Origin of the sequence: Rhodococcus sp. 15-2388-1-1a (assembly GCF_002259145.1) — a bacterium.
Taxonomy (GTDB): domain Bacteria; phylum Actinomycetota; class Actinomycetes; order Mycobacteriales; family Mycobacteriaceae; genus Rhodococcoides.
The window spans coordinates 73,195-93,154 of the sequence record NZ_NPFP01000002.1 but is presented as its reverse complement, the minus strand read 5'-3'; the positions used below and the strand labels follow the sequence as shown (position 1 = coordinate 93,154).

The following is a 19,960-nucleotide window of genomic DNA, read 5'->3' as shown; positions in this document are numbered from 1 at the left end:
TCTCGGACCCGACCGACCTGGGGTACGGACAATCTCAGATGAGGAGACGCGATGACCTACTCGCCCGGCGGCCCTGAAACAGGGGGCTCCAACTCTGGTGGCTACGGCGGAGGTGGACCGTCCTACGGCCCGTCGTCCTCGCCGAATCAGCCGTCGTCCAACCCGCAAGGTCATCCAGGCCAGAACCAGCCGTTTCACCAGCCGTCGGTGTCCAATCCCTTCGGCCCTCCGGTACCCGGCACCTCGGCACCGGGCTCGACCGGCCCGGCTTCCGCTGCACCGCAGTCGAAGTCGCCTGGATCGGCTCTGTCGAGCCTGCCGAGAATTCTCACGTTCGTGATCCTCGGGCTCGGCGTCGTCACCTTCCTGCTCGGACTGCTCGACCTCGTGACCGCCGAGGTCACCTCGTCCCAGGAACTGCCCAGCAGCATCCAGACGTCGTTCAGCACCACGTTCTTCGCGTCCGGCGGTAGCGCGGTGTCGGTTGCTCTGCTGCTGGCAGCGGGCTTGATCGCCGGTGCCTCGCTGCTGCAGAAGGACGCCAGGAATCAATCCGTGGTGGCCGCCCTGGCGATCGCCGGTTGGCTGGTGCTGGTCTTCCAGTCGTTCAGTCTGCCCAGTGCGGAGGGCAACGAGTTCGCCAGCACCACCAGCTCGCTCGGTATCGGTGCGATCCTGGTGCTCGTCCTCGGCTTCGTCCAGGCTGCCGCCGCGGTGGCTGCACTGCTGTTCGACGCGGGCATCGTCAAGGCTCCGGCTCCCAAGCCTGCGGGCTACGGCAATCAGAACCAGCAGGCCGGATACGGCCAGCAGAACCCGTACAACGCGCCGACCACATCGTTCGGTGGACCGTCGCAGCCGCAGGCCTACGGCAATCCGCCGTCGTACGGTCAGCCTCAGGGAACGTCGTCGAACTTCGGTCAAGCACCGAGCGGGCAATCGTCGGGGCAGCATTCCTACAACCCGGGCGGACAGCCGTCGTACGGACAGTCCGCTCCCAACACCCCGTCGCCGCAGGGCGGCTACGCACCGCCGCCGTACACCGGTCCGAGTGCTCCCGCCGCAGGGCAGGCCTACCCACCGAACCAGTACCAGTACGGCCAGCCGTCCGGATACGGCCAGCCCCCGGCGAAGTCGGACGAGCCCGAATCGGGCGACCAGTCGACGCCGTACGGCGCGCCGACGCAGTCGTTCGGTGCCACTCCCGCCGAGGACGAGAAGAAGCGCGACTGATTCATTGCTTCATCACAGCTCGCTTCGCGGCGCGCCTGACCGGCGCGCCGCGAAGATGATGCGACTCTCGTTGCGATGAGCGATCTATTGAACCGAGAGACGCGACGCGCGGCCGCCCGGGCTCCCCGCGCAAGCACCGGCCCGACGCCCGATCAGTCGCGCATGCTCGCCGCAGTGGCCTTCAAGACCTCCGGTCTGGTCGTGGTGATTGCGACGACCCTTGCTCTGATCAGCCTGGTCTCGGTCAACAGCGACCTCACCGGAACCCTCGGGGCGATCGCCGGGTCGTGGTTCGCCGTGCACCTGGTACCCCTGAGCATCGGCGGTACGTCCCTCGGCGTCGCACCGCTTCTGCCGACACTGATCATCGGTTGGTCCGTCGCCCGTACCGTCCACCACGCGGTGGACTCCGGCACCGATCGCCGAGTGGTTCGGTGGGTGTTCGCGGCGTCGATGGCGGGCCCGCTCGCCGTCACCGCCATCGCCCTGGCCGTCGCCAAGGACGCGTCGACCGTCATCGGGCTGTCCAGTCCGAACGCCCTCGTTGCTTTCTCCTGGGTCGCAGGCGTGCATGCGGCCGCGTCCGGAACCGGTCTGCTTCTCGCTCGCTGGGACTCACCCTTGATCCGCGGCGGACTCCCGGACTGGGTGCGCGCGCTCGTTGCGCCCTTCGTACGCGCGATATCGATTCTTGCTGCAGGCGGCGCGGCCGTCGTACTGCTCGCCCTGCTCGCCTCCTGGGAGACCGCGGGCGCGCTGCTCGAGAGCGGACGCGATGTCGTCGGCATGCTCGGACTGACCGTGGTGTCGGTGCTCTATCTCCCCAACGTCGTCATCGGTGCTCTCGCGGTGGCCACCGGTTCCACTGCCGGGTTCGGCGACGCGTCGGTCAGCCTGTTCTCCACCACGGGAGGACCGCTCCCGCCGCTGCCGATCCTGGCTGTTCTTCCCGAAGGATCGGCCCAGACGATCTGGGTCGTCATGCTCGCCGTTCCGATCGGTGCCGGGCTGCTGCTCGGCCGCGACTGCGCGATCCGCAGCGCCGACATCCAGGTCGCAGTGTCGTCCGTGTGGGTCGTGGCGGCTGCAACCGGCGTGCTCGCAGCGTTGTTCGGCTACGCCGCAGGCGGAAACCTCGGCACCTTCGGCACCGTCGAAGTCACCGTGTGGAGCTTCGGACTGCTGACATTCGCGTGGCTGGCCGTCGCCGGTTCGATGACCGCGGCCCTCGTCGTGTGGCGTCGAGCAGAACCCGAGCCGACGCTCGACAAGCCCGTTCCGATGCCCGTGCCTGCGGCCGAGTTGGCAATCGAGGCCGCCCCATCCGAGCCGGAGGACGACGAACAGGTCCAGGAGGCCGACAAGGCCGAGGAGGTCGTCGAGGCGGAGGTCGTGGACGACGTCCAGGCCGAGATGCCCCCGGCCGAAGAACCGGATGCGACCGTCGAGGCCGCGACCGACGAACCGTTGGACGCCGAGATCGTCGCTCCTCCCGGAGACCAGGACGGACCTGCCCGGTAGGGCTCGAGGGCGCAGCGACTAGGCTTTCCGCTGGCTCGAACGATCCGCCTCGATGATTCAGGAGTAGTGCGCTGACTGCCTTGCGTGAGACACCCGCGCGGGTCGTCGTCCTCGCGTCGGGGACCGGCTCGCTGCTGCAGTCGCTCATAGCCGCGACTGCCACCGAGAACTATCCCGCCCGCATCGTCGCCGTGGGAGTCGACCGCGACTGCGATGCAGTCTGCCGTGCCGACGATGCCGCTATCCCGCACTTTCGTATCGCCCTGCGGGACTTCACGGATCGATCGGGTTGGGACCAGGCGCTCACCGATGCCACGTCGAGCTTCGAGCCCGACCTGGTCGTCACCGCCGGTTTCATGAAGATCCTCGGCCCGCAGTTCCTGGGTGCCTTCACCGGACGCATCGTCAACACCCACCCCGCGCTCCTGCCGTCGTTCCCCGGTGCACATGCCGTGCGGGACGCACTCGACCACGGCGTCAAACTGACCGGTTCGACGGTTCATCTGGTCGATTCCGGCGTCGACACCGGGCCGATCCTCGCGCAGGAAGCCGTACCGGTTCTCGACGGCGACGACGAATCCGCGTTGCACGAACGCATCAAGACTGTGGAGCGACGGTTGCTGGTCGACGTGATCGCAGCCGTGGCCGCCAAAGGTGTCACCTCCGATGGACGAAAGGCTCAGATAATCCGATGAGTGAACGTAAAGCAGTGCGCCGCGCGCTGGTCAGCGTCTACGACAAGACCGGACTGATCGAACTGGCGACCGGCTTGCACAGCGCAGGCGTCGCTCTGGTGTCCACCGGATCGACGGCGAGCAAGATCGCCGACGCCGGAATCCCGGTCACCAAGGTCGAGGACCTCACCGGATTCCCCGAGACCCTCGAGGGGCGCGTCAAGACGCTGCATCCTCGCGTGCATGCCGGCGTACTCGCCGACACCCGTAAGCCCGAACATCTTTCGCAGCTCGAGGAATTGGGCATCGAGGCGTTCGAGCTCGTCGTGGTCAACCTCTACCCGTTCACCGAGACCGTCGCCAGTGGCGCGACGCCGGACGAATGCGTCGAGCAGATCGACATCGGCGGACCGTCGATGGTGCGCGCCGCGGCCAAGAACCATCCGTCGGTGGCCGTCGTCGTCGACCCGGCCCGCTACGAGGACGTGCTCACCGCCGTCTCCGGTGGCGGATTCACCCTCGCCGAGCGCACGTCACTCGCCGCACAGGCCTTTCAGCACACTGCCGCCTACGACGTCGCGGTGGCATCGTGGATGAGCAATGTGCTGACCCCTGACACCGAGACGGTGTTCCCGGAGTGGATCGGCGGCACCTGGGACCGTTCGGCCGTGCTCCGCTACGGCGAGAACCCGCACCAGAAGGCGGCCCTGTACGTCGACTCGTCCGCTGCCGCAGGCATCGCGCAGGCCGAGCAGTTGCACGGTAAAGAGATGTCGTACAACAACTTCACCGATTCCGATGCAGCCTGGCGTGCGGCGTTCGATCACGCCGAGCCCACCGTCGCCATCATCAAGCACGCCAATCCCTGTGGCATCGCGGTAGGCAAGGACATCGCCGAGGCGCACCGCAAGGCCCACGCCTGCGATCCGGTGAGCGCGTACGGCGGCGTCATCGCGGCCAACCGTGAGGTCACCGTCGAGATGGCCGAGCAGGTAGCCGAGATCTTCACCGAGGTCATCATCGCGCCGTCCTATGCCGACGGCGCACTCGGAGTGTTGCAGCGCAAGAAGAACATTCGCGTGCTGCTCGCGGTCGCACCGCCCACCTCCGGCGTCGAACTCAAGCCGATCTCCGGCGGCGCACTGCTGCAGCAACGGGACGTGCTCGACGCGGACGGAGACAACCCGGCCAACTGGACCCTCGCAGCCGGCGAACCGGCCGACGAACAGACGTTGAAGGACCTCGAATTCGCTTGGCGCGCAGGCCGGGCCGTAAAGTCCAACGCAATCCTGCTGGCCCACGACGGTGCGTCCGTCGGCGTCGGAATGGGCCAGGTCAACCGCGTCGACGCCGCCCACCTCGCCGTGCAGCGAGCCGGGGATCGGGTCGTCGGCTCGGTCGCGTCCTCCGATGCGTTCTTCCCGTTCCCCGACGGTCTGCAGGTTCTCATGAGCGCAGGCGTCAAAGCCGTTGTGCAGCCCGGTGGTTCGGTACGCGACAACGAGGTGATCGCCGCAGCTCAGGACGCGGGAGTGACGCTGTATCTGACAGGATCGCGGCACTTCGCTCACTGATGAATGACGCCGAAGTCGCAGTTATGCAGGCCCATACCCCATTTATGGCCGCATAACTGCGAACTCGGCGATCTGTGGATAGGCAAAAAGTTATCCACAGATCGCTGAGCAGGCCCTTTCCCTGGTGGCGACCCTGCCAAGGTTGAAGCCATGGGGATGCAGATCGGGCCGTTTCGGGGTTCTCAGGCGATACGCTCGGGCGCTCTCAGCAGGTACGAGCTGAGCCGCAACTACGTCAGGGTCTTTCGCGACACGTATGTCTGCGACGGGACCATTGTCGATGCGCGAACAATGGCTATCGCCGCATCGATCTGCGTCGGCGATGGTGCCGTGATTGCAGGGGTCTCCGCGGCGGCAGTCCACGGCGCGAAGTGGATCGACCCGAGCACTCCTCCGAGTGTGTTGGCGACCGGGAGATCGCACCAGTTGCCCGGGCTCCGAATCCACCACGACGCGTTCGATACCGACGACGTCATGATCGCTCAGGGATTCGCGGTGTCCACACCCGTGCGCACCGGATTCGATATCGGTCGCTGGGTGCCGTCGCCGCTGTCGGTGGTCTTTCTCGACTCACTACTCGCCGCAACCTGCGTCGACGGGGAAGCCATACGTGCGTATGCGCTGCAGCGACCGGGCACCCGAGGCATCCGGCGCCTGTTCGGTGCGCTCGATGTCGTCGACTGCGGTGCAGAGTCGCCACAAGAGACGCGCACCAGATTGCTTCTGGTCGAGGCGGGGCTCCCGAAGCCCGAGACTCAAATCGAAATTCGTGACAGTTCGAACAGATTCGTGGCACGCATCGACATGGGGTGGCGTCGTTGGCGGGTGGGGGTGGAATACGAAGGCGTTCACCACTGGCTCGACGAGCGTCAGCGGACCCGTGACATCGAGCGGTTCGAGGATCTCGATCGTGCCGAGTGGCAGATCGTCCGCGTCAATTCCGAGCAGATGCGGCTGCGACCGCACGAGGTGGTGGCACGCGTGCGGGCAAAGCTCCGCGCCGCGGGTGCCCCGGTGTAGCGAGGTCGCACTTACGCGGGCGATTTGTCCTGTTCAAGTGGCGTAGGTGCGAACTCGGCGGCAGCGCTCTTTCACTCTCGATGGCAGCATCGGCCAAACGCTCGTAGCGTGGAGAAGTGACCTCTACCAAACCTGGCATTTCGACTCTCGGCGAACTCAAGGCATCCGGACATCGGCAGCGGTCGATCAAGGAAGAGTTGCGGGAAAATCTTCTGACGGCATTGCGTGACGGCACGGATCCGTGGCCGGGGATCGTCGGATTCGGCTCGACGGTGTTGCCGCAGTTCGAGCGCGCGATTCTGGCCGGTCACGACGTGGTGCTGCTCGGCGAGCGCGGGCAGGGCAAGACGCGACTGCTGCGCACCCTGAATCTGCTGCTCGACGAGTGGGTGCCGGTGATCGCCGGAGCCGAACTGGGCGAGCACCCGTACGAGCCGATCACCCCGGCCAGCATCCGCAAAGCCCAGGAACTCGGCGACGACCTGCCCGTCGAGTGGCGACATCGCACCGAGCGGTATGCCGAGAAGCTCGCGACCCCAGATACGTCGGTGGCGGACCTCGTCGGCGACGTCGACCCCGTCAAGGTCGCCGAGGGTCGCAGCCTCGGCGACCCGGAGACCATTCACTTCGGACTCGTCCCGCGTAGCCACCGCGGCATCGTGGCGATCAACGAGCTCCCCGACCTCGCCGAGCGGATCCAGGTCTCGCTGCTCAACGTCATGGAGGAGCGCGACATTCAGGTCCGCGGTTACACGCTGCGGCTACCGCTCGACGTCATGCTCGTGGCGAGCGCGAACCCCGAGGACTACACCAATCGCGGGCGCATCATCACCCCGCTCAAGGACCGTTTCGGCGCGGAGATCAGGACGCACTACCCCCTCGAACTCGACGCCGAGGTGGCCGTCATCGATCAGGAGGCGGAGCTGCAGGCAACCGTCCCCACCTATCTGCTCGAGGTGCTGGCCCGGTTCACCCGACTGCTTCGCGAGTCGCCGTCGGTCGATCAGCGCTCCGGTGTTTCCGCTCGATTTGCGATCGCAGCAGCCGAAACCATCGCTGCCGCAGCCGTTCACCGGGCCGCGATACTCGGTGAGGCCGAGCCCGTGGCCCGGCCGGTGGATCTCGGCACCATCATCGAGGTGCTGCGCGGCAAGGTCGAATTCGAGTCGGGTGAGGAGGGACGCGAAATCGAGGTGCTCGAGCACATGTTGCGCCGGGCGACTGCCGATACCGTTCGAGCCCACCTCGGCGGCATCAACCTCGCGGCTCTGGTGACAGCAATCGAGACGGGTGAGCCGATCGTCACCGGCGATCGGATCACCGCCAAGGCGTTGCTCGACGAGCTGCCCGACGTCGAGGTCATCGGCGACATCCACGAGCGTCTGAACGCCACCTCGGACGGCGAGAAAGCGGCCGCCGTCGAACTTGCGCTCGAAGGTCTCTACCTGGCGCGTCGGATCTCCAAGGACCCCGACGACGACGGCCAGACGGTGTACAGCTGATGCGTCGTTCAAGGTACGGGCGGTATCACGACGGGCCGGATCCTCTTGCGCCACCGGTGGATCTGCGTGAGGCGTTGGATGCCATCGGTGAGGACGTGCTCGAGGGCGCGTCGCCGCGTCGGGCGTTGCAGGAGATGCTGCGGCGCGGAACGAAGAACATGCGTGGGCTCGACGACCTGGCCGCTCAGGCCGCCAAGCGTCGTCGAGATCTGTTGAAGAAGAACAATCTCGACGGCACGCTGCAGGAAGTGCGCGAGCTGCTGGACAAGGCGGTGCTCGAGGAACGCAAGGCGTTGGCACGTGCCCTCGACGACGATGCGCGGTTCCAGGAGATGCAGATCGGCGATCTCTCACCGTCCACTGCGCAAGCGGTGCAGGAGCTTTCGGACTACGACTGGCGTTCGTCGGAGGCACGCGAGAACTACGAGAAGATCAAGGACCTGCTCGGACGCGAAATGCTCGATCAGCGTTTTGCGGGTATGAAGCAGGCCCTCGAAGGTGCCACCGACGAGGACCGTCAGGCCATCAGCGAGATGCTGAAGGACCTCAACGAATTGCTCGACGCCCACAACAAGGGTGAGGACACCGACGAGCAGTTCGAGCAGTTCATGGACAAGCACGGTCAGCACTTCCCGGAGAACCCGAAGAATGTCGACGAGTTGTTGGATTCGCTTGCGCAGCGAGCGGCAGCGGCGCAACGGCTTCGCAATTCGCTGAGTCCCGAACAGCGGGCGGAGCTCGATGCGTTGGCGCAGCAGGCCTTCGGCGATTCGAACCTGCTGAGTCAGCTGGATCAGCTCGATCAGAATCTCCAGCAGGCCCGGCCCGGCGAGGACTGGGACGGCTCGCAGAACTTCCGCGGCGAGAACGGTATGGGACTCGGCGACGGCACCGGTGCGCTCCAGGACATCGCCGACCTCGAGAACCTGGGAAACCAACTCTCACAGCAGTACAACGGAGCTGCGCTGGACGACATCGACGCCGACGCGTTGCTGAAGCAACTCGGGCCCGAGGCCGCGGCCGACGCCAGGATGCTCGCCGAGCTCGAAAAGGCGCTGCAGCAGCAGGGTTTCATGGACAAGGGTGCCGACGGTCAGTGGCGACTGTCGCCGAAGGCGATGCGGCAGCTGGGGCAGTCGGCACTGAAGGACGTCGCGGGAAAGCTGTCCCGACGCGGCGGCGAGCGAGACACGCGCAAGGCAGGCGCGATGGGGGAGCCCACCGGAGCGTCGCGGGCCTGGGAGTTCGGTGACACCGAGCCGTGGGACGTGACCCGCACGGTCAACAATGCGGTACTGCGCTCAGCAGCAACAGGATCGGGCTTCCCGGTGCAGCTGCAGGTGACCGATGTGGAGATCAGCGAGACCGAGACGCGAACGCAGGCTGCCGTGGCCCTGCTTGTCGACACGTCGTTCTCGATGGTGATGGACGGCCGGTGGGTGCCCATGAAGCGCACAGCGCTGGCTCTCAATCACCTGGTGAGCACTCGTTTTCGCGGGGACGATCTGCAACTCATCGGATTCGGCAGGCACGCACAGACATTGACGGCGTCGGAGCTGGCCGGCTTGGACGGTGCCTACGACCAGGGCACCAATCTGCATCACGCGCTGATGCTTGCAGTGCGGCATCTGCGGCGTCATCCCAATGCGCAGCCGGTGGTGTTGATCGTGACCGACGGTGAGCCGACGGCTCATCTGGAACCGGACGGTCACGCGTATTTCGACTACCCGCCGTCGTCGAAGACGTTGGGGCTGACGGTGCGCGAGCTCGATACCGTCGCGAAACTCGGTGCGCAGGTGACGATCTTCCGGCTCGGCGACGATCCGGGCCTCGCGCGGGTTGTCGACAAGATGGCCGAGCGCGTGGGCGGACGCGTCATCGCGCCCGATCTCGACGGACTCGGTGCCGCGGTGGTGACCGACTACCTGAAGCGTCGGCGATCCTGAATCACTTGTCGGCGGGCTTGATCTCCACCGATACTCCGCCCCAGAAGGCGAAACCGGTGATGATCACGCGGGGCGCGCCGGGGTGCGTCGCGCTGACGTGCTCGAATCCGCCCATGATGCCCATGCCGCGGACTTCGACGCTCACACCGGGCGGCACGGTGACCTCGATGCCGCCCATGATGGCGACGCAGTTGATGGTGGTTTCCTCGGTGGTGAACGTTGCGCGGCGTAGGTCGAGTTCGATGCCACCCCAGAATGCGAACGCGTCGATGCGCGTGGCGGGGGTCCATTCGCCTTTGCGCACGGCACCACTCATGATCGCGATCACGCGGTCGTTCGTGGGGCCACCGGACGGTGCATGTGCAGGGGGAGGGGACAGCACCAGGTCGCCGGTCAACAGGTCGAGTTCGCCGTAGGTCTTCGCCCGGTACACCGCAGCGGTGCGCTCGTCGTATTCATCGACGGTGAGTTGGCCGTTCGCGAAGGCGTCGCTCAGCAGCTGCGCGACGAGGGTCCTGTCCGCGTCGGCGGCGCGAACCTGGCTTCGATCTCGGTCGGGCAGATGATCGCTCACTGCCCGGACACTACCGGTGCCGGGGTCAGGCCGCATTCAGGATGGTGCGGCTCCCCAGTGGTGAAGCGAGAGTCATCTGCATGGTGGCGTAGACGGCAACCATGATGCAGGACTTGTCGGCGGCGTCGGGCCGGGTTCCGGTACGCAGTTCGATGGTGACCGTGGTGTCGGTCTCGGTGACCGACGCGTCGGCTCCGTAGCACTCGGGAGTGCCGGTGACGAAGTGGACCGCGATGGTATTGGGGGAGATCTGGCTCCACGACTCGAACGGAGTGGTGGTGGCGCGGAGTAGATCGGCGGTCGGCTCGAACATCGTGCCGACGTCGCCGACGGGCACCTCGTGCGGAACCGGAGGGGCGCTGGGTTGCTGGGCGAGCCCCACAGGGGTGGTGGAACCGACTGTCGGGGTTGTGTCCTCGTCGCCACCGGAGGCGGTGCTGCAGCCGACCAGCAGCAGGCACAACATGACACCTGCAGCGAGAAACCTCATGAATCCAACGTAGCGCTGGGAGCTGAGGAGAACCTTTGTGTTCGGCTCATGCGAGGAAGACCGTCACGAGCGCTATGACGGGGATCGAGACGAGCGTGGTCACGAAGGCGGTGTCTCGGGCGAGTACCACCCCGCGCTGGTAGCGGCTGGCGAAAACGAACACGTTCTGCGCCGTCGGCAGCGCCGAGATCACGACGATGGCGAACAGATCGTGCCCGTCCAGACCGAAGACGAACCGAGCCATCAGGTAGCCGAGCACCGGCTGAAGCGCCATCTTGAACACCGTTGCCAGGGCTACGTCGCGACGCGGACTGATGCCCTTCTGCAGTACCCGGGCACCGTAGAGGGACAGGCCGAATGCGAGCAATGCGCCGGGGACCGACGCATTTCCGACCAGCTGGAACGGCTGCATCAACGCCTCGGGCAGCTCGAACCCCGTGATCGAGAGAACGAGCCCTGCCGCTCCGGCCACCACGATCGGGTTGCGGAACGGCGTGGTGACGGTCTTGAAGAGAGAGACCTTCTCGATCTCGGTCGACACGTCGAGGATGGTCACCGCGATCGGGGTGTAGATCATGATCTGGAACAGCAGTAGAGGAGCGACGAAGTTCGCGTCGCCGAGTACGAACACGGCGATCGGGATGCCCAGATTGGCGGCATTGACGTACGAACTGGCGAGTGCGCCGATGGTCGCGTCGGGCACGGTTCGTTTCAGCGCGAGCTTGGCGATGACGAAATAGATGGCACCGACGAGCAAGGCGGTGGCACCGGCCACGGCCAGCGTGGGCGAGAGGATGACCGACAGATCCGAGTTGGCCAACGTGACGAACAGCAAGGCAGGCGTCGCGACGAAGAACACGAGCCTGCTCAGTACGAACTGGCCGTGATCGCCGAGCACCTTCAGATGGGCGAGCAGGTATCCCAGTGCGATGACGACGAAGATGACGGTGAAGCCCTCGAGGACCCCGGACATCTACGGACTGCTCATCTCTGGATCAGGAACGACAGAGAGGCCACGTAGCCGATGGCTACGTGGCCTCTCTAAACGAAAAGTCTGGATCAGCGGCTGGTGAACGGCAGCAACGCCATTTCACGAGCGTTCTTCACTGCGACAGCGACCTGGCGCTGCTGCTGCGGGGTGAGCCCGGTGACCCGACGGCTGCGGATCTTGCCGCGGTCCGAGATGAACTGACGAAGGAGGTTGATGTCCTTGTAGTCCACCGTGGTCACCTTGGCGGCGTTCAACGGGTTCTTCTTCGGTCGACGACCCGCCTCTGCGCGGACCTTCTTCGACGGTGCTCTCTTGACTGCCATCTCTACCTTTTCCCTTACCAGCTCGACTTGTGGACGCCTGGCAGCTCCCCACGGTGTGCCATCTCGCGCATTTTCACGCGGGACAGCCCGAATTTCCGTAGGTAACCGCGCGGACGTCCATCCGCAGCGTCACGATTGCGCAATCGTACCGGACTCGAATCGCGTGGCAGACGCTGCAGTGCTGCTTGGGCCTGTGCGCGCTCGGAATCGCTGCTCGAGGGCCTACGGATTGTCTCTTTGAGCTCTGCTCGACGCGACGACCACCGGGCGACGACGATCTTGCGCTGCTCGTTCTTCGCGATCTTCGACTTCTTCGCCACGGTTATCGCTCCTCTCGGAAATCGACGTGCTTGCGCACGACCGGGTCGTACTTCTTCATCACCAGTCGGTCGGGATCGTTGCGGCGGTTCTTGCGGGTGACGTAGGTGTATCCGGTGCCGGCCGTCGACTTCAGTTTGACGATCGGACGGACGTCGGTGCTCTTGCCCATCAGATCTTCTCCCCACGTGCGCGGATCTTGGCCACCACGGCGTCGATGCCGTCGCGGTCGATGGTTTTGATGCCCTTGGCCGAGAGCGTGAGAGTGACGCGGCGGCCGAGGCTCGGGGCGTAGTACGTCTTGCGCTGGATGTTGGGATCCCATCTTCGGCTGGTTCGCACGTGGGAGTGCGAGACCGATTTTCCGAATCCGGGGGTGCGGCCGGTGACTTGGCAGTGCGCTGACACGATCACTCCTTTTCTTGCCGTTATGACAATCGTTTTCGACAAAGCGTGTTCTCGAATGTAGCGTGCATCCACAAGTAATGACAATCGTTGTCGAAAAGAAGGGTGCCCGTGAACTACTCACCGGACGATCGAACCCCGATGGTCCTCGTCTCCGGCTGGACCGGAGCCATGGATGCGGTCGTGACATCTCTGCTCGCGCCGGGGACCGTCGCGGTTCGCCACGATCTGAGTCGCGTCGCCGAAGGAGTCGTGCGTCGCACGCTCCGTGTGCTGGGCGAGAATCCCCGCGAGACCATCCTGGAACTGGCGCACGGCTGTGTCTCCTGCACGCTCCGCGAGGACCTGCTGCCGCTGCTACGTGCGCTGTCCGCCCGCAGCAACGTCGATCGCATCGTGCTCGCCATGGACCCCGCTCTCGAACCCGAGGCGTTGTGCTGGGCCGTCGAGAACGTCGTCGTGGCCGGCATCGTCGGGCAGATCGACGGCCCGGCCTCTCGTGACGTCCGCATCGAGGCAGTGATCGACTGCCTCGATGCCGCAACCTGGTTGGCCGACGCCACCGGCGACGACGCCATGGCCGACCGCGGCATCGTCGCCAGTGGTGACGACGATCGAACCGTCGCGCAATTGGTGGTCGGGCAGGTCGATTACGCGGACGCGCTCGTCGTCACCGCCGGTCCCGACGTCGACGCGTGGGAGCGGGCAAGGCTCGCGGCGGTGCTGGCGAGGTTGGCGCCGAACGCTCCCGTCGTCTGGGTCTCCCAGGATGCACTGGTCGACGCCCCAGCGCTTCTCGCGTCCGTGCCGACCGATGCGCGACGCGGTGCGATCACCGACGCACACTCGCCGTTGCTGCGAGGCCAGCCGCCGTTGAGCGTCGACTGCGGGGTCACGCTGGTCGAATTCACCGCAACCCGGCCGTTCCATCCCGAGCGGTTGCACGAGGCGATCGACGTACTGCTCGACGGCGTCGTCACCGCGCGGGGGCGGGCGTGGGTCGCCACGCAGCCCGACGAAGCGCTGTGGATCGAATCGGCCGGCGGCGGCCTTCGTGTTGCCAGCGCCGGAAAGTGGCTTGCTGCAATGACTCCGGTGCAGCAGGAGCGCATCGATACCACCCGACGTGCGATGGCGGCACTGCGATGGGACGAGCAGTTCGGTGATCGAGACACCTCCCTGGTGGTCCTCGTCCACGAGGCCGACCCTACCGAGATCGACCGAACTCTGCAGTGGGCGTTGGTATCCGACGAGGAGATGACCGACCCCGCTCTGTGGTCCACCTGGACCGACCCGTTCGGCCAGTGGCACGAAGACCCCTGCGAGAGCAGTGAATCCCCGTACGCAGAACAAGCACGAGAGGCACAAGAATGAAACCAGGCATCCACCCCGACTACCACCCGGTCGTGTTCCAGGACTCGAGTACCGGCAACAAGTTCCTCACCAGATCCACCGTCACATCCGCGCGCGAGACCGAATGGGACGACGGCAACACCTACCCACTGGTCGTCGTCGACGTCTCGTCCGAATCGCACCCCTTCTGGACCGGAGCCGCCCGCGTGATGGACACCCAGGGACGCGTCGAGAAGTTCGAGAAACGATACGGCCGCCGAAGCCGAAAGGACTCCTGAACCATGGCTGTTCCGAAGAGAAAGATGTCGCGCTCCAACACTCGGAGCCGTCGTGCGCAGTGGAAAGCCGTTGCTCCTGATCTGGTGACCGTTCGTTTCCAGGGGCGCGAGTTCCGAGTGCCACGGAGATTGGTCAAAGCAGTGCAGACCGGGGTGTACGACCCGAGCTGATCGCCGACGGGTCTATCTTCACTTCATGAACGATGGGCCCAGTGCGCGAGATGTGAAGCGGTGGCGGCAGTACCTCGCCGACGAGCGAGCCGAGGCCGCCGTCTATCGCGATCTGGCAGGCCGACGCAGCGGCGAGGAGCGCGAGATTCTGCTCGCCCTCGCCGATGCGGAGGGCCGACACGAGCAGCATTGGCGAAATCTGCTGGGTGACCGCGTCGGGATGCCGCTCAAGGGTGACATCCGCACCCGCATCCTCGGGGTGTTGGCACGTCGCTTCGGTTCGGTGTTCGTACTCGCGTTGGCCCAACGAGCCGAGACCCGTTCGCCGTACGCCACCGACGACGATGCCACCGAAGCGATGACGGCCGACGAACAGATCCACGCCGAGGTCATCAGGGCGCTGGCGGCTCGCGGTCGCAATCGACTGTCCGGAACGTTCCGGGCCGCGGTGTTCGGTGCCAACGACGGACTGGTGAGCAACCTTGCTCTCGTTCTGGGCATCAGCGGCTCCGGGGTGTCCAATCAGATCGTCCTGGTCACCGGACTCGCGGGCCTGCTCGCCGGCGCGCTGTCCATGGGTGCAGGCGAATACGTCTCCGTTCGTTCACAACGCGAGTTGCTCGAGGCGTCGTCCCCGGACAGCGCGGCAAGCGATGCCGTCCAGCACCTGGACGTCGACGCCAACGAACTGGCGCTGGTGTACCGGGCCCGGGGAATGACACACGAGGAGGCCGACGCCAAAGCGTCGGAAGTGTTGCGGCTGTTGCCCACCGACGACGAGATGGCCCCCGACGTGGACGAGCACGAGTCCATCGGAACCGGACTGGGCGCGGCCGGTGCCAGCTTCTGTTTCTTCGCCTCCGGCGCTGTCATCCCGGTGTTGCCCTATCTCTTCGGCCTCGAAGGCTTCGTTGCGCTCATCGTTGCGGCAGTCCTCGTCGGAATCGCCTTGATCTGCACCGGACTGGTGGTGGGACTGCTCAGCGGTGGACCGCCGGTCAAACGTGCTCTGCGACAGCTGGCCATCGGCTACGGCGCGGCCGGGGCGACATATCTACTCGGACTCGCATTCGGTGGGGGAGTCTAGGTTCCGGCTGGTGGGCGAGATTGCACGCTATCGGGCCTCATTGCCGGAATCCCGTCCTCACCGCCCACCTCTGTGCATTCGGTCCCATCCCCGATCTTCCGAGAAATTCGCTCGCGTGGACGATGCATCGATCGATAGGGTTCTCATCATGCGCGGAACCGTTCTGTCTGGTGCCGCTCTCGACTCGAGAGCCGGTGTGGGCCTTGTGCTGCGCGCGTATTCACCGGAGCGATGCGCCGCTCTCTGCGGCAAACAAGCTCCGCTCGTGAATCGCCCCATCGAATAGCGCCCTCTTGTGCAAGGGGGCAGGAAGGAACATCATGCCCCCGAACAAGGTGGGCTTGCGTTTGCTCAATTGGGCGTCACAGCTCGAGGACAAGACTCTCGAGCAGGCCCGTGAAACAGCGTCGATGCCGTTCGTGCATCCGCACGTCGCCCTGATGCCCGACGCTCACAGCGGGATGGGAAGCGCAGTAGGAACAGTAATTCCCACGCTGGGCGCAGTCATTCCGGCCGCCGTCGGTGTCGATATCGGTTGCGGAATGATCGGCGTCCGAACGGAATTCACCCTCGACGACGTCGACGGCCGTAATCTGACGAACCTGCGACTCGCCATCGAGGCAAGCATCCCGCTGTCGCCGGGCAACTACAACGTCGGCGTCGACCGGTGGGACTTCACCGCACCGAAGCTAATCGAACTCGAGGAGTTGGCGGCCAAGGACGGTGTCGAGCTGAACCACTCACCGCAGTGGCGTGAGCAGCTCGGTTCGTTGGGCGGCGGCAACCACTTCATCGAGTTGTGCCTCGACGAAACCGATCGAGTGTGGCTGTTTCTGCACAGTGGATCGAGGGGCGTGGGAAACAAGATCGCCAAGAAGCACATCGCGGTCGCACAGCGTCTGTGTGCGCAGTGGTGGATCGCGTTGCCCAACAAGGACTTGGCGTACCTGCCCGAGAGCTCACCCGAATTCGGGAAGTACATCCGAGACCTGAAGTGGGCGCAGCGGTTCGCGTACCTGAACCGTGCCGAGATGATGGACCGGTTCGGTGCGGTGTTCGCCGAGTGGATGGGAACCGACGATCATCGCGAGGTCGAGCGGATCAATTGCCATCACAACTACACGGTGAAGGAAACGCACGCGCACAAGGACGTGTGGCTCACCCGTAAAGGTGCAGTGGACGCACACGAGGGTGTCAAGGCGATCATTCCGGGCTCGATGGGAACGCGCTCGTACGTGGTCGTCGGCAAGGGTTCCAAGGCCGGCCTGTGCTCGGCTCCTCACGGTGCCGGTCGGCAGTTCTCTCGGACCGAGGCCAGGAAGCGGTTCACCCACGAGAACCTGCAGGAGCGGATGAAGGGGATCGAGTTTCGCGACAGTGCAGACTTCATCGACGAGATTCCGGACGCCTACAAGCCGATCGATGTCGTGATGGAGGACGCACGAGACCTGGTGAGCATCGAGCACGAGTTGCGGCAGATCCTCAACGTCAAGGGGACCTGAGTTCACCTCCCGTCGTGCGTGGAATTTCGTAGTGGGCGACGAAATTCCGTGCACGACGGGATTGTCCGCGTTCGTCCCGTTGTGCATCGGTGTTCTCGTGCTGTTCACTCAACTGCTTCGCTTGGTTAACGGATAGAGCGGGCGTCACCGCCACGATCGACTGATGACGCTCAATCCCGCAGGCGAGACCGTCGCGACCGGAATCCCGGGCACGCTCGCCGAGAACATGACCATGGCCGAGCAGCATGATTGGCATCGTTCGTTTCTGCGGCGGCACCCGGTCAGTCGTCGAAACTTCCTCGTGGGAGCCGCCGCGACGGCAGCCGCGGTAGGCGTCGGGAATTCGGTGTTCGCGCGCACCGCCTATGCGCAGGACGCGCCGCTGGCGGTGGCCGGTAGGCACATGGGATTCGGAAACGATCCGGCGACGCAGCTGCGGTTCTCGGCTCAGCTCTCTCGGAACCCCGGGCTGACCGGCGTCTTTCTCGACCACGGCCCCACGCCTGCTCTCGGTGCGACGACGTCGGCCGAGGTACGCAACCTGATCAGTCAGGTACCGCAGACCGACGGCGGAATTCTGTCGGCGGAGCAGTACTACGTGCATGTGCCCGTGGACAATCTGACGCCGAAGTTGCCGCACTACTACCGCTGGCGCACCGCCGACGGCTTCGTGAGCGATATCCGCAGCGCGTCTCCGGCGCTACCGTCCGGCCGCATCGCACCGTTTCGGTTCACGATGATGGGCGATCAGGGTGTCGACGAAACCCCCTCGCAGCCAGCAGGTCTGGTCGCCGGCGACTACGACGACCAGTACTACAAAGCGGACAACGAACCGTCGGTCAAGCATGCGCGCAACATCAATCGGCAGATCGAGGCCTCGCACCCGGACTTCCACATCCTCGCCGGTGATATCGCGTACGCCGACCCGTCCGGTGCCGGTCTGCCGCCGCAGTTCGCCAAGCACGGCCAGACGCCGCCGAAGGGGTTCGACAAGTTCAACCCGTTCGTCTGGGACGGCTATTTTCAGGCGATCGAAGCCAGCGCATCGACCGCGCCGTGGTTGTTCGCCACCGGCAACCACGACATGGAAGCGCTGTACAGCCCCAACGGATACGGCGGCCATGCGGCGCGTCTCGATCAGCCGAGCAACGGGCCGAAGGGCTGCCCGTCGGCGTATTCGTTCGTCTACGGCAACACGGCCGTTCTCTCGCTCGACGCGAACGACGTCAGCTACGAGATCAAGGCCAATACCGGGTACAGCGGTGGAGCCCAGAACACCTGGGTGGAGCAGACATTGGCGAGGTACCGTGCCGATCCGAACATCGACTTCATCGTCTGCTTCTTCCACCACTGTGCGTATTCGACCACGTCCACCCACGCGAGCGACGGCGGCGTGCGCGACGCATGGGTTGCGCTGTTCGACCGTTACGAGGTGGACGTGGTGCTCCAGGCCCACAATCACGTCTTCGAGCGCACCGATCCGATCCGTGGCAATCGCGCGACGCGGGTCGCCGGTGACAACGCCACGGTCAGCGGAAAGACCGACGGCACCGTGTATTACACCGTCGGCGGTGGTGGTCGTCCGCGATACACGTTCCAGGACGGCGAGGGCGTGAGCTACCGCGGCAACGAGTTGCCCGACACGGCAGTTCCCAACAGCTACGTGTGGGCACCGGACGGCACCAAGTCGGCCGAGTCCATCACCTGGTCGAGGGTGCGATTTTTGAACTACTCGTTCGTCAGAGTCGATGTGGTGCCGGGCATTCCGGGCATCACCGCCAGCAGAATGACGATCGGCGCCATCGACGAATACGGCAACGAGTTCGACAGGTTGACCTTCACCCGCGACATCCCGATCGGTCCGAGGTTCGGTTCGTCCTAGTCACTGTGCGGAGCGCACTACAACCACTTCTGACGCTTGAACACCACGAACAGTGCAGTCGAGCAGATCAACATGGCGATCAGTGCCATCGGATAGCCCAGTTGCCACTTCAATTCCGGCATGTCGTCGAAGTTCATGCCGTAGATGGCGGCGATCAGGGAGGGTGCGAAAAGAATTGCGCCCCATGACGAGATGCGCTTGACCTGTTCGTTCTGCTCCAGGCTGGCCTCGGTCATGTTGCGCATCTCCTCGTTCTGCTGCTGCGCGACGATGGTCGAGTGCACGGTCAACGCATTCTGCAGGTTGGCCCGGAAGGACTCGATGCGGTCGGAGACGCGGATCGCGTGATCGTGCACGTCGCGCAGGTATCGCTGCAATTCCACGTCGACGTTGTACTTGTCCGACCCTCGCTTGAGCGATTCGATCATCTCGACGAGTGGCTTTGCAGCACGGTCGAATTCGGACACTTCACGCAGAAGCGAATAGATACGACGCGAGACCGACGGGTCGCCGGTGAACAGCTGATCCTCGATCTCGTCGATGTCGTTCTGCAGTCCGGTCACCACCGGGACGTACTCGTCGACCACTTGATCGAGGATGCCGTAGAGAATCGCCTCGGGACCGAGTTCGATCAGTTCGGGAGATCCTTCGAGGCGCTTTCGCACCATCGCCAGGTCGGGAGATTCGGCATGGCGGATGGTGACGACGAAGTCCGGACCGAGAAAGATGTGCAGCTCGCCGAATTCGACCTTTTCGGTCTCGTCGACGTATCGAGCGGGTCGGAGAACGACGAACAACTGCTCGGAATACCGTTCCAGCTTCGGCCGCTGGTGGGCTGCGATGGCATCCTCGACGGCGAGGCGGTGCAGACCGAACTCGTCTGCCACAGCCATGATTTCGGCGACCTCAGGTCGGTACAGCCCGATCCACGCCATTCCGTGCCGCTCACGCATGACCTCGAAGGTGATATCGAGGCTCTCGGGATTGGCAGTACGTTTCCCGTCGACGTAGACGGCATTGTCGATGATCGGCACTTGTTCGTTCACCTCGGTTCTGCGAAATTCTGCTGCGCACCGAGACTATCGCCTGTGACGACAACGCCGACAGCCCAGCCGC

General features: G+C 64.8%; 21 protein-coding genes. 13 read left to right on the top strand and 8 right to left on the bottom strand.

Annotated features, from left to right (window positions below; genetic code table 11):
- The first annotated feature begins 51 nt into the window (after nucleotides 1–51).
- From CH302_RS01585 to CH302_RS01555, 7 genes are all read left to right on the top strand, one after another.
- Nucleotides 52–1,233: a DUF5336 domain-containing protein gene (locus CH302_RS01585; RefSeq protein WP_141216571.1), complete on the top strand. Its 1,182-nt coding sequence runs from the start codon at nucleotides 52–54 to the stop codon at nucleotides 1,231–1,233.
- A 75-nt stretch (nucleotides 1,234–1,308) separates the two neighbouring features.
- Nucleotides 1,309–2,754: a cell division protein PerM gene (locus CH302_RS01580; protein ID WP_037191922.1), complete on the top strand. Its 1,446-nt coding sequence runs from the start codon at nucleotides 1,309–1,311 to the stop codon at nucleotides 2,752–2,754.
- Between the two features lie 80 nt (nucleotides 2,755–2,834).
- Nucleotides 2,835–3,449, top strand: coding sequence for a phosphoribosylglycinamide formyltransferase (gene purN / locus CH302_RS01575; protein WP_037191924.1), 615 nt, complete (start codon nucleotides 2,835–2,837; stop codon nucleotides 3,447–3,449).
- On the top strand, nucleotides 3,446–5,002 hold the full coding sequence (gene purH, locus CH302_RS01570) for a bifunctional phosphoribosylaminoimidazolecarboxamide formyltransferase/IMP cyclohydrolase (RefSeq protein ID WP_037191926.1): 1,557 nt from the start codon (nucleotides 3,446–3,448) through the stop codon (nucleotides 5,000–5,002). Before purN ends, purH begins: the two co-directional genes overlap by 4 nt.
- 291 nt (nucleotides 5,003–5,293) lie before the next feature.
- Nucleotides 5,294–6,022: an endonuclease domain-containing protein gene (locus CH302_RS29880; protein ID WP_230596304.1), complete on the top strand. Its 729-nt coding sequence runs from the start codon at nucleotides 5,294–5,296 to the stop codon at nucleotides 6,020–6,022.
- 116 nt (nucleotides 6,023–6,138) lie between these two features.
- Nucleotides 6,139–7,524, top strand: coding sequence for a sigma 54-interacting transcriptional regulator (locus CH302_RS01560; protein WP_037191931.1), 1,386 nt, complete (start codon nucleotides 6,139–6,141; stop codon nucleotides 7,522–7,524).
- On the top strand, nucleotides 7,524–9,470 hold the full coding sequence (locus CH302_RS01555) for a vWA domain-containing protein (protein WP_037191934.1): 1,947 nt from the start codon (nucleotides 7,524–7,526) through the stop codon (nucleotides 9,468–9,470). Before CH302_RS01560 ends, CH302_RS01555 begins: the two co-directional genes overlap by 1 nt.
- A gap of 1 nt (nucleotide 9,471) precedes the next feature.
- Here CH302_RS01555 and CH302_RS01550 read toward each other — a convergent pair whose 3' ends face one another.
- From CH302_RS01550 to rpmB, 7 genes are all read right to left on the bottom strand, one after another.
- A complete protein-coding gene (locus CH302_RS01550) occupies nucleotides 9,472–10,044 on the bottom strand; it encodes a DUF1707 SHOCT-like domain-containing protein (RefSeq protein WP_037191936.1) in 573 nt (190 codons plus the stop codon).
- A gap of 25 nt (nucleotides 10,045–10,069) precedes the next feature.
- Nucleotides 10,070–10,534, bottom strand: coding sequence for a hypothetical protein (locus CH302_RS01545; RefSeq protein WP_037191938.1), 465 nt, complete (start codon nucleotides 10,532–10,534; stop codon nucleotides 10,070–10,072).
- Between the two features lie 46 nt (nucleotides 10,535–10,580).
- The gene (locus CH302_RS01540) at nucleotides 10,581–11,507 is read right to left on the bottom strand and encodes an AEC family transporter (protein WP_037191940.1); all 927 of its coding nucleotides are present in this window, start codon (nucleotides 11,505–11,507) and stop codon (nucleotides 10,581–10,583) included.
- Between the two features lie 86 nt (nucleotides 11,508–11,593).
- The gene (gene rpsR, locus CH302_RS01535) at nucleotides 11,594–11,848 is read right to left on the bottom strand and encodes a 30S ribosomal protein S18 (protein ID WP_008719028.1); all 255 of its coding nucleotides are present in this window, start codon (nucleotides 11,846–11,848) and stop codon (nucleotides 11,594–11,596) included.
- Nucleotides 11,849–11,862: 14 nt separating this feature from the next.
- Nucleotides 11,863–12,168: a 30S ribosomal protein S14 gene (gene rpsN, locus CH302_RS01530; RefSeq protein ID WP_037191942.1), complete on the bottom strand. Its 306-nt coding sequence runs from the start codon at nucleotides 12,166–12,168 to the stop codon at nucleotides 11,863–11,865.
- Nucleotides 12,169–12,170: 2 nt separating this feature from the next.
- Nucleotides 12,171–12,341 (bottom strand): 50S ribosomal protein L33, encoded by a 171-nt coding sequence (rpmG, locus tag CH302_RS01525; RefSeq protein WP_170944568.1) that lies wholly within the window; start codon nucleotides 12,339–12,341, stop codon nucleotides 12,171–12,173.
- Nucleotides 12,338–12,574, bottom strand: coding sequence for a 50S ribosomal protein L28 (rpmB, locus tag CH302_RS01520; RefSeq protein ID WP_032404320.1), 237 nt, complete (start codon nucleotides 12,572–12,574; stop codon nucleotides 12,338–12,340). Before rpmB ends, rpmG begins: the two co-directional genes overlap by 4 nt.
- A 138-nt stretch (nucleotides 12,575–12,712) precedes the next feature.
- Here rpmB and mrf point away from each other — a divergent pair, with 138 nt between their 5' ends.
- The 6 genes from mrf (at nucleotide 12,713) to CH302_RS01490 (ending at nucleotide 18,844) form a co-directional block, all read left to right on the top strand.
- A complete protein-coding gene (gene mrf, locus CH302_RS01515) occupies nucleotides 12,713–13,945 on the top strand; it encodes a ribosome hibernation factor-recruiting GTPase MRF (RefSeq protein WP_037192218.1) in 1,233 nt (410 codons plus the stop codon).
- The gene (locus tag CH302_RS01510; RefSeq protein WP_037191944.1) at nucleotides 13,942–14,202 is read left to right on the top strand and encodes a type B 50S ribosomal protein L31; all 261 of its coding nucleotides are present in this window, start codon (nucleotides 13,942–13,944) and stop codon (nucleotides 14,200–14,202) included. The genes mrf and CH302_RS01510 overlap by 4 nt, the downstream gene beginning before the upstream one ends.
- Before the next feature lie 3 nt (nucleotides 14,203–14,205).
- The gene (gene rpmF, locus CH302_RS01505) at nucleotides 14,206–14,373 is read left to right on the top strand and encodes a 50S ribosomal protein L32 (protein WP_032388658.1); all 168 of its coding nucleotides are present in this window, start codon (nucleotides 14,206–14,208) and stop codon (nucleotides 14,371–14,373) included.
- Nucleotides 14,374–14,398: 25 nt separating this feature from the next.
- On the top strand, nucleotides 14,399–15,460 hold the full coding sequence (locus CH302_RS01500) for a VIT1/CCC1 transporter family protein (RefSeq protein ID WP_037191946.1): 1,062 nt from the start codon (nucleotides 14,399–14,401) through the stop codon (nucleotides 15,458–15,460).
- 320 nt (nucleotides 15,461–15,780) lie between these two features.
- Nucleotides 15,781–16,962 carry an RtcB family protein gene (locus CH302_RS01495; RefSeq protein WP_037192221.1) on the top strand — a complete coding sequence of 394 codons (1,182 nt, stop codon included), beginning with the start codon at nucleotides 15,781–15,783 and terminating at the stop codon, nucleotides 16,960–16,962.
- A gap of 163 nt (nucleotides 16,963–17,125) precedes the next feature.
- Entirely contained in the window at nucleotides 17,126–18,844 is a 1,719-nt protein-coding gene (locus tag CH302_RS01490) for a metallophosphoesterase family protein (protein WP_037191949.1), read from the top strand.
- Between the two features lie 17 nt (nucleotides 18,845–18,861).
- On the opposite strand, the gene CH302_RS01485 is transcribed toward CH302_RS01490, so the two are convergent.
- Nucleotides 18,862–19,878 (bottom strand): magnesium and cobalt transport protein CorA, encoded by a 1,017-nt coding sequence (locus CH302_RS01485; protein WP_037192223.1) that lies wholly within the window; start codon nucleotides 19,876–19,878, stop codon nucleotides 18,862–18,864.
- Between the last annotated feature and the right edge of the window lie 82 nt (nucleotides 19,879–19,960).

Excerpts from the sequence above, each read along its gene's own strand:
- CH302_RS01490 (WP_037191949.1), top strand. The coding sequence starts at position 17,126 with ATGACGCTCAATCCCGCAGGCGAGACCGTCGCGACCGGAATCCCGGGC.
- CH302_RS01540 (WP_037191940.1), bottom strand. The coding sequence starts at position 11,507 with ATGTCCGGGGTCCTCGAGGGCTTCACCGTCATCTTCGTCGTCATCGCA.
- rpmF (WP_032388658.1), top strand. The coding sequence starts at position 14,206 with ATGGCTGTTCCGAAGAGAAAGATGTCGCGCTCCAACACTCGGAGCCGT.
- CH302_RS01555 (WP_037191934.1), top strand. The coding sequence starts at position 7,524 with ATGCGTCGTTCAAGGTACGGGCGGTATCACGACGGGCCGGATCCTCTT.
- CH302_RS01580 (WP_037191922.1), top strand. The coding sequence starts at position 1,309 with ATGAGCGATCTATTGAACCGAGAGACGCGACGCGCGGCCGCCCGGGCT.
- CH302_RS01510 (WP_037191944.1), top strand. The coding sequence starts at position 13,942 with ATGAAACCAGGCATCCACCCCGACTACCACCCGGTCGTGTTCCAGGAC.
- mrf (WP_037192218.1), top strand. The coding sequence starts at position 12,713 with ATGGTCCTCGTCTCCGGCTGGACCGGAGCCATGGATGCGGTCGTGACA.
- CH302_RS01545 (WP_037191938.1), bottom strand. The coding sequence starts at position 10,534 with ATGAGGTTTCTCGCTGCAGGTGTCATGTTGTGCCTGCTGCTGGTCGGC.
- CH302_RS01500 (WP_037191946.1), top strand. The coding sequence starts at position 14,399 with ATGAACGATGGGCCCAGTGCGCGAGATGTGAAGCGGTGGCGGCAGTAC.
- rpsR (WP_008719028.1), bottom strand. The coding sequence starts at position 11,848 with ATGGCAGTCAAGAGAGCACCGTCGAAGAAGGTCCGCGCAGAGGCGGGT.
- CH302_RS29880 (WP_230596304.1), top strand. The coding sequence starts at position 5,294 with ATGGCTATCGCCGCATCGATCTGCGTCGGCGATGGTGCCGTGATTGCA.
- CH302_RS01495 (WP_037192221.1), top strand. The coding sequence starts at position 15,781 with ATGCCCCCGAACAAGGTGGGCTTGCGTTTGCTCAATTGGGCGTCACAG.
- CH302_RS01585 (WP_141216571.1), top strand. The coding sequence starts at position 52 with ATGACCTACTCGCCCGGCGGCCCTGAAACAGGGGGCTCCAACTCTGGT.
- purH (WP_037191926.1), top strand. The coding sequence starts at position 3,446 with ATGAGTGAACGTAAAGCAGTGCGCCGCGCGCTGGTCAGCGTCTACGAC.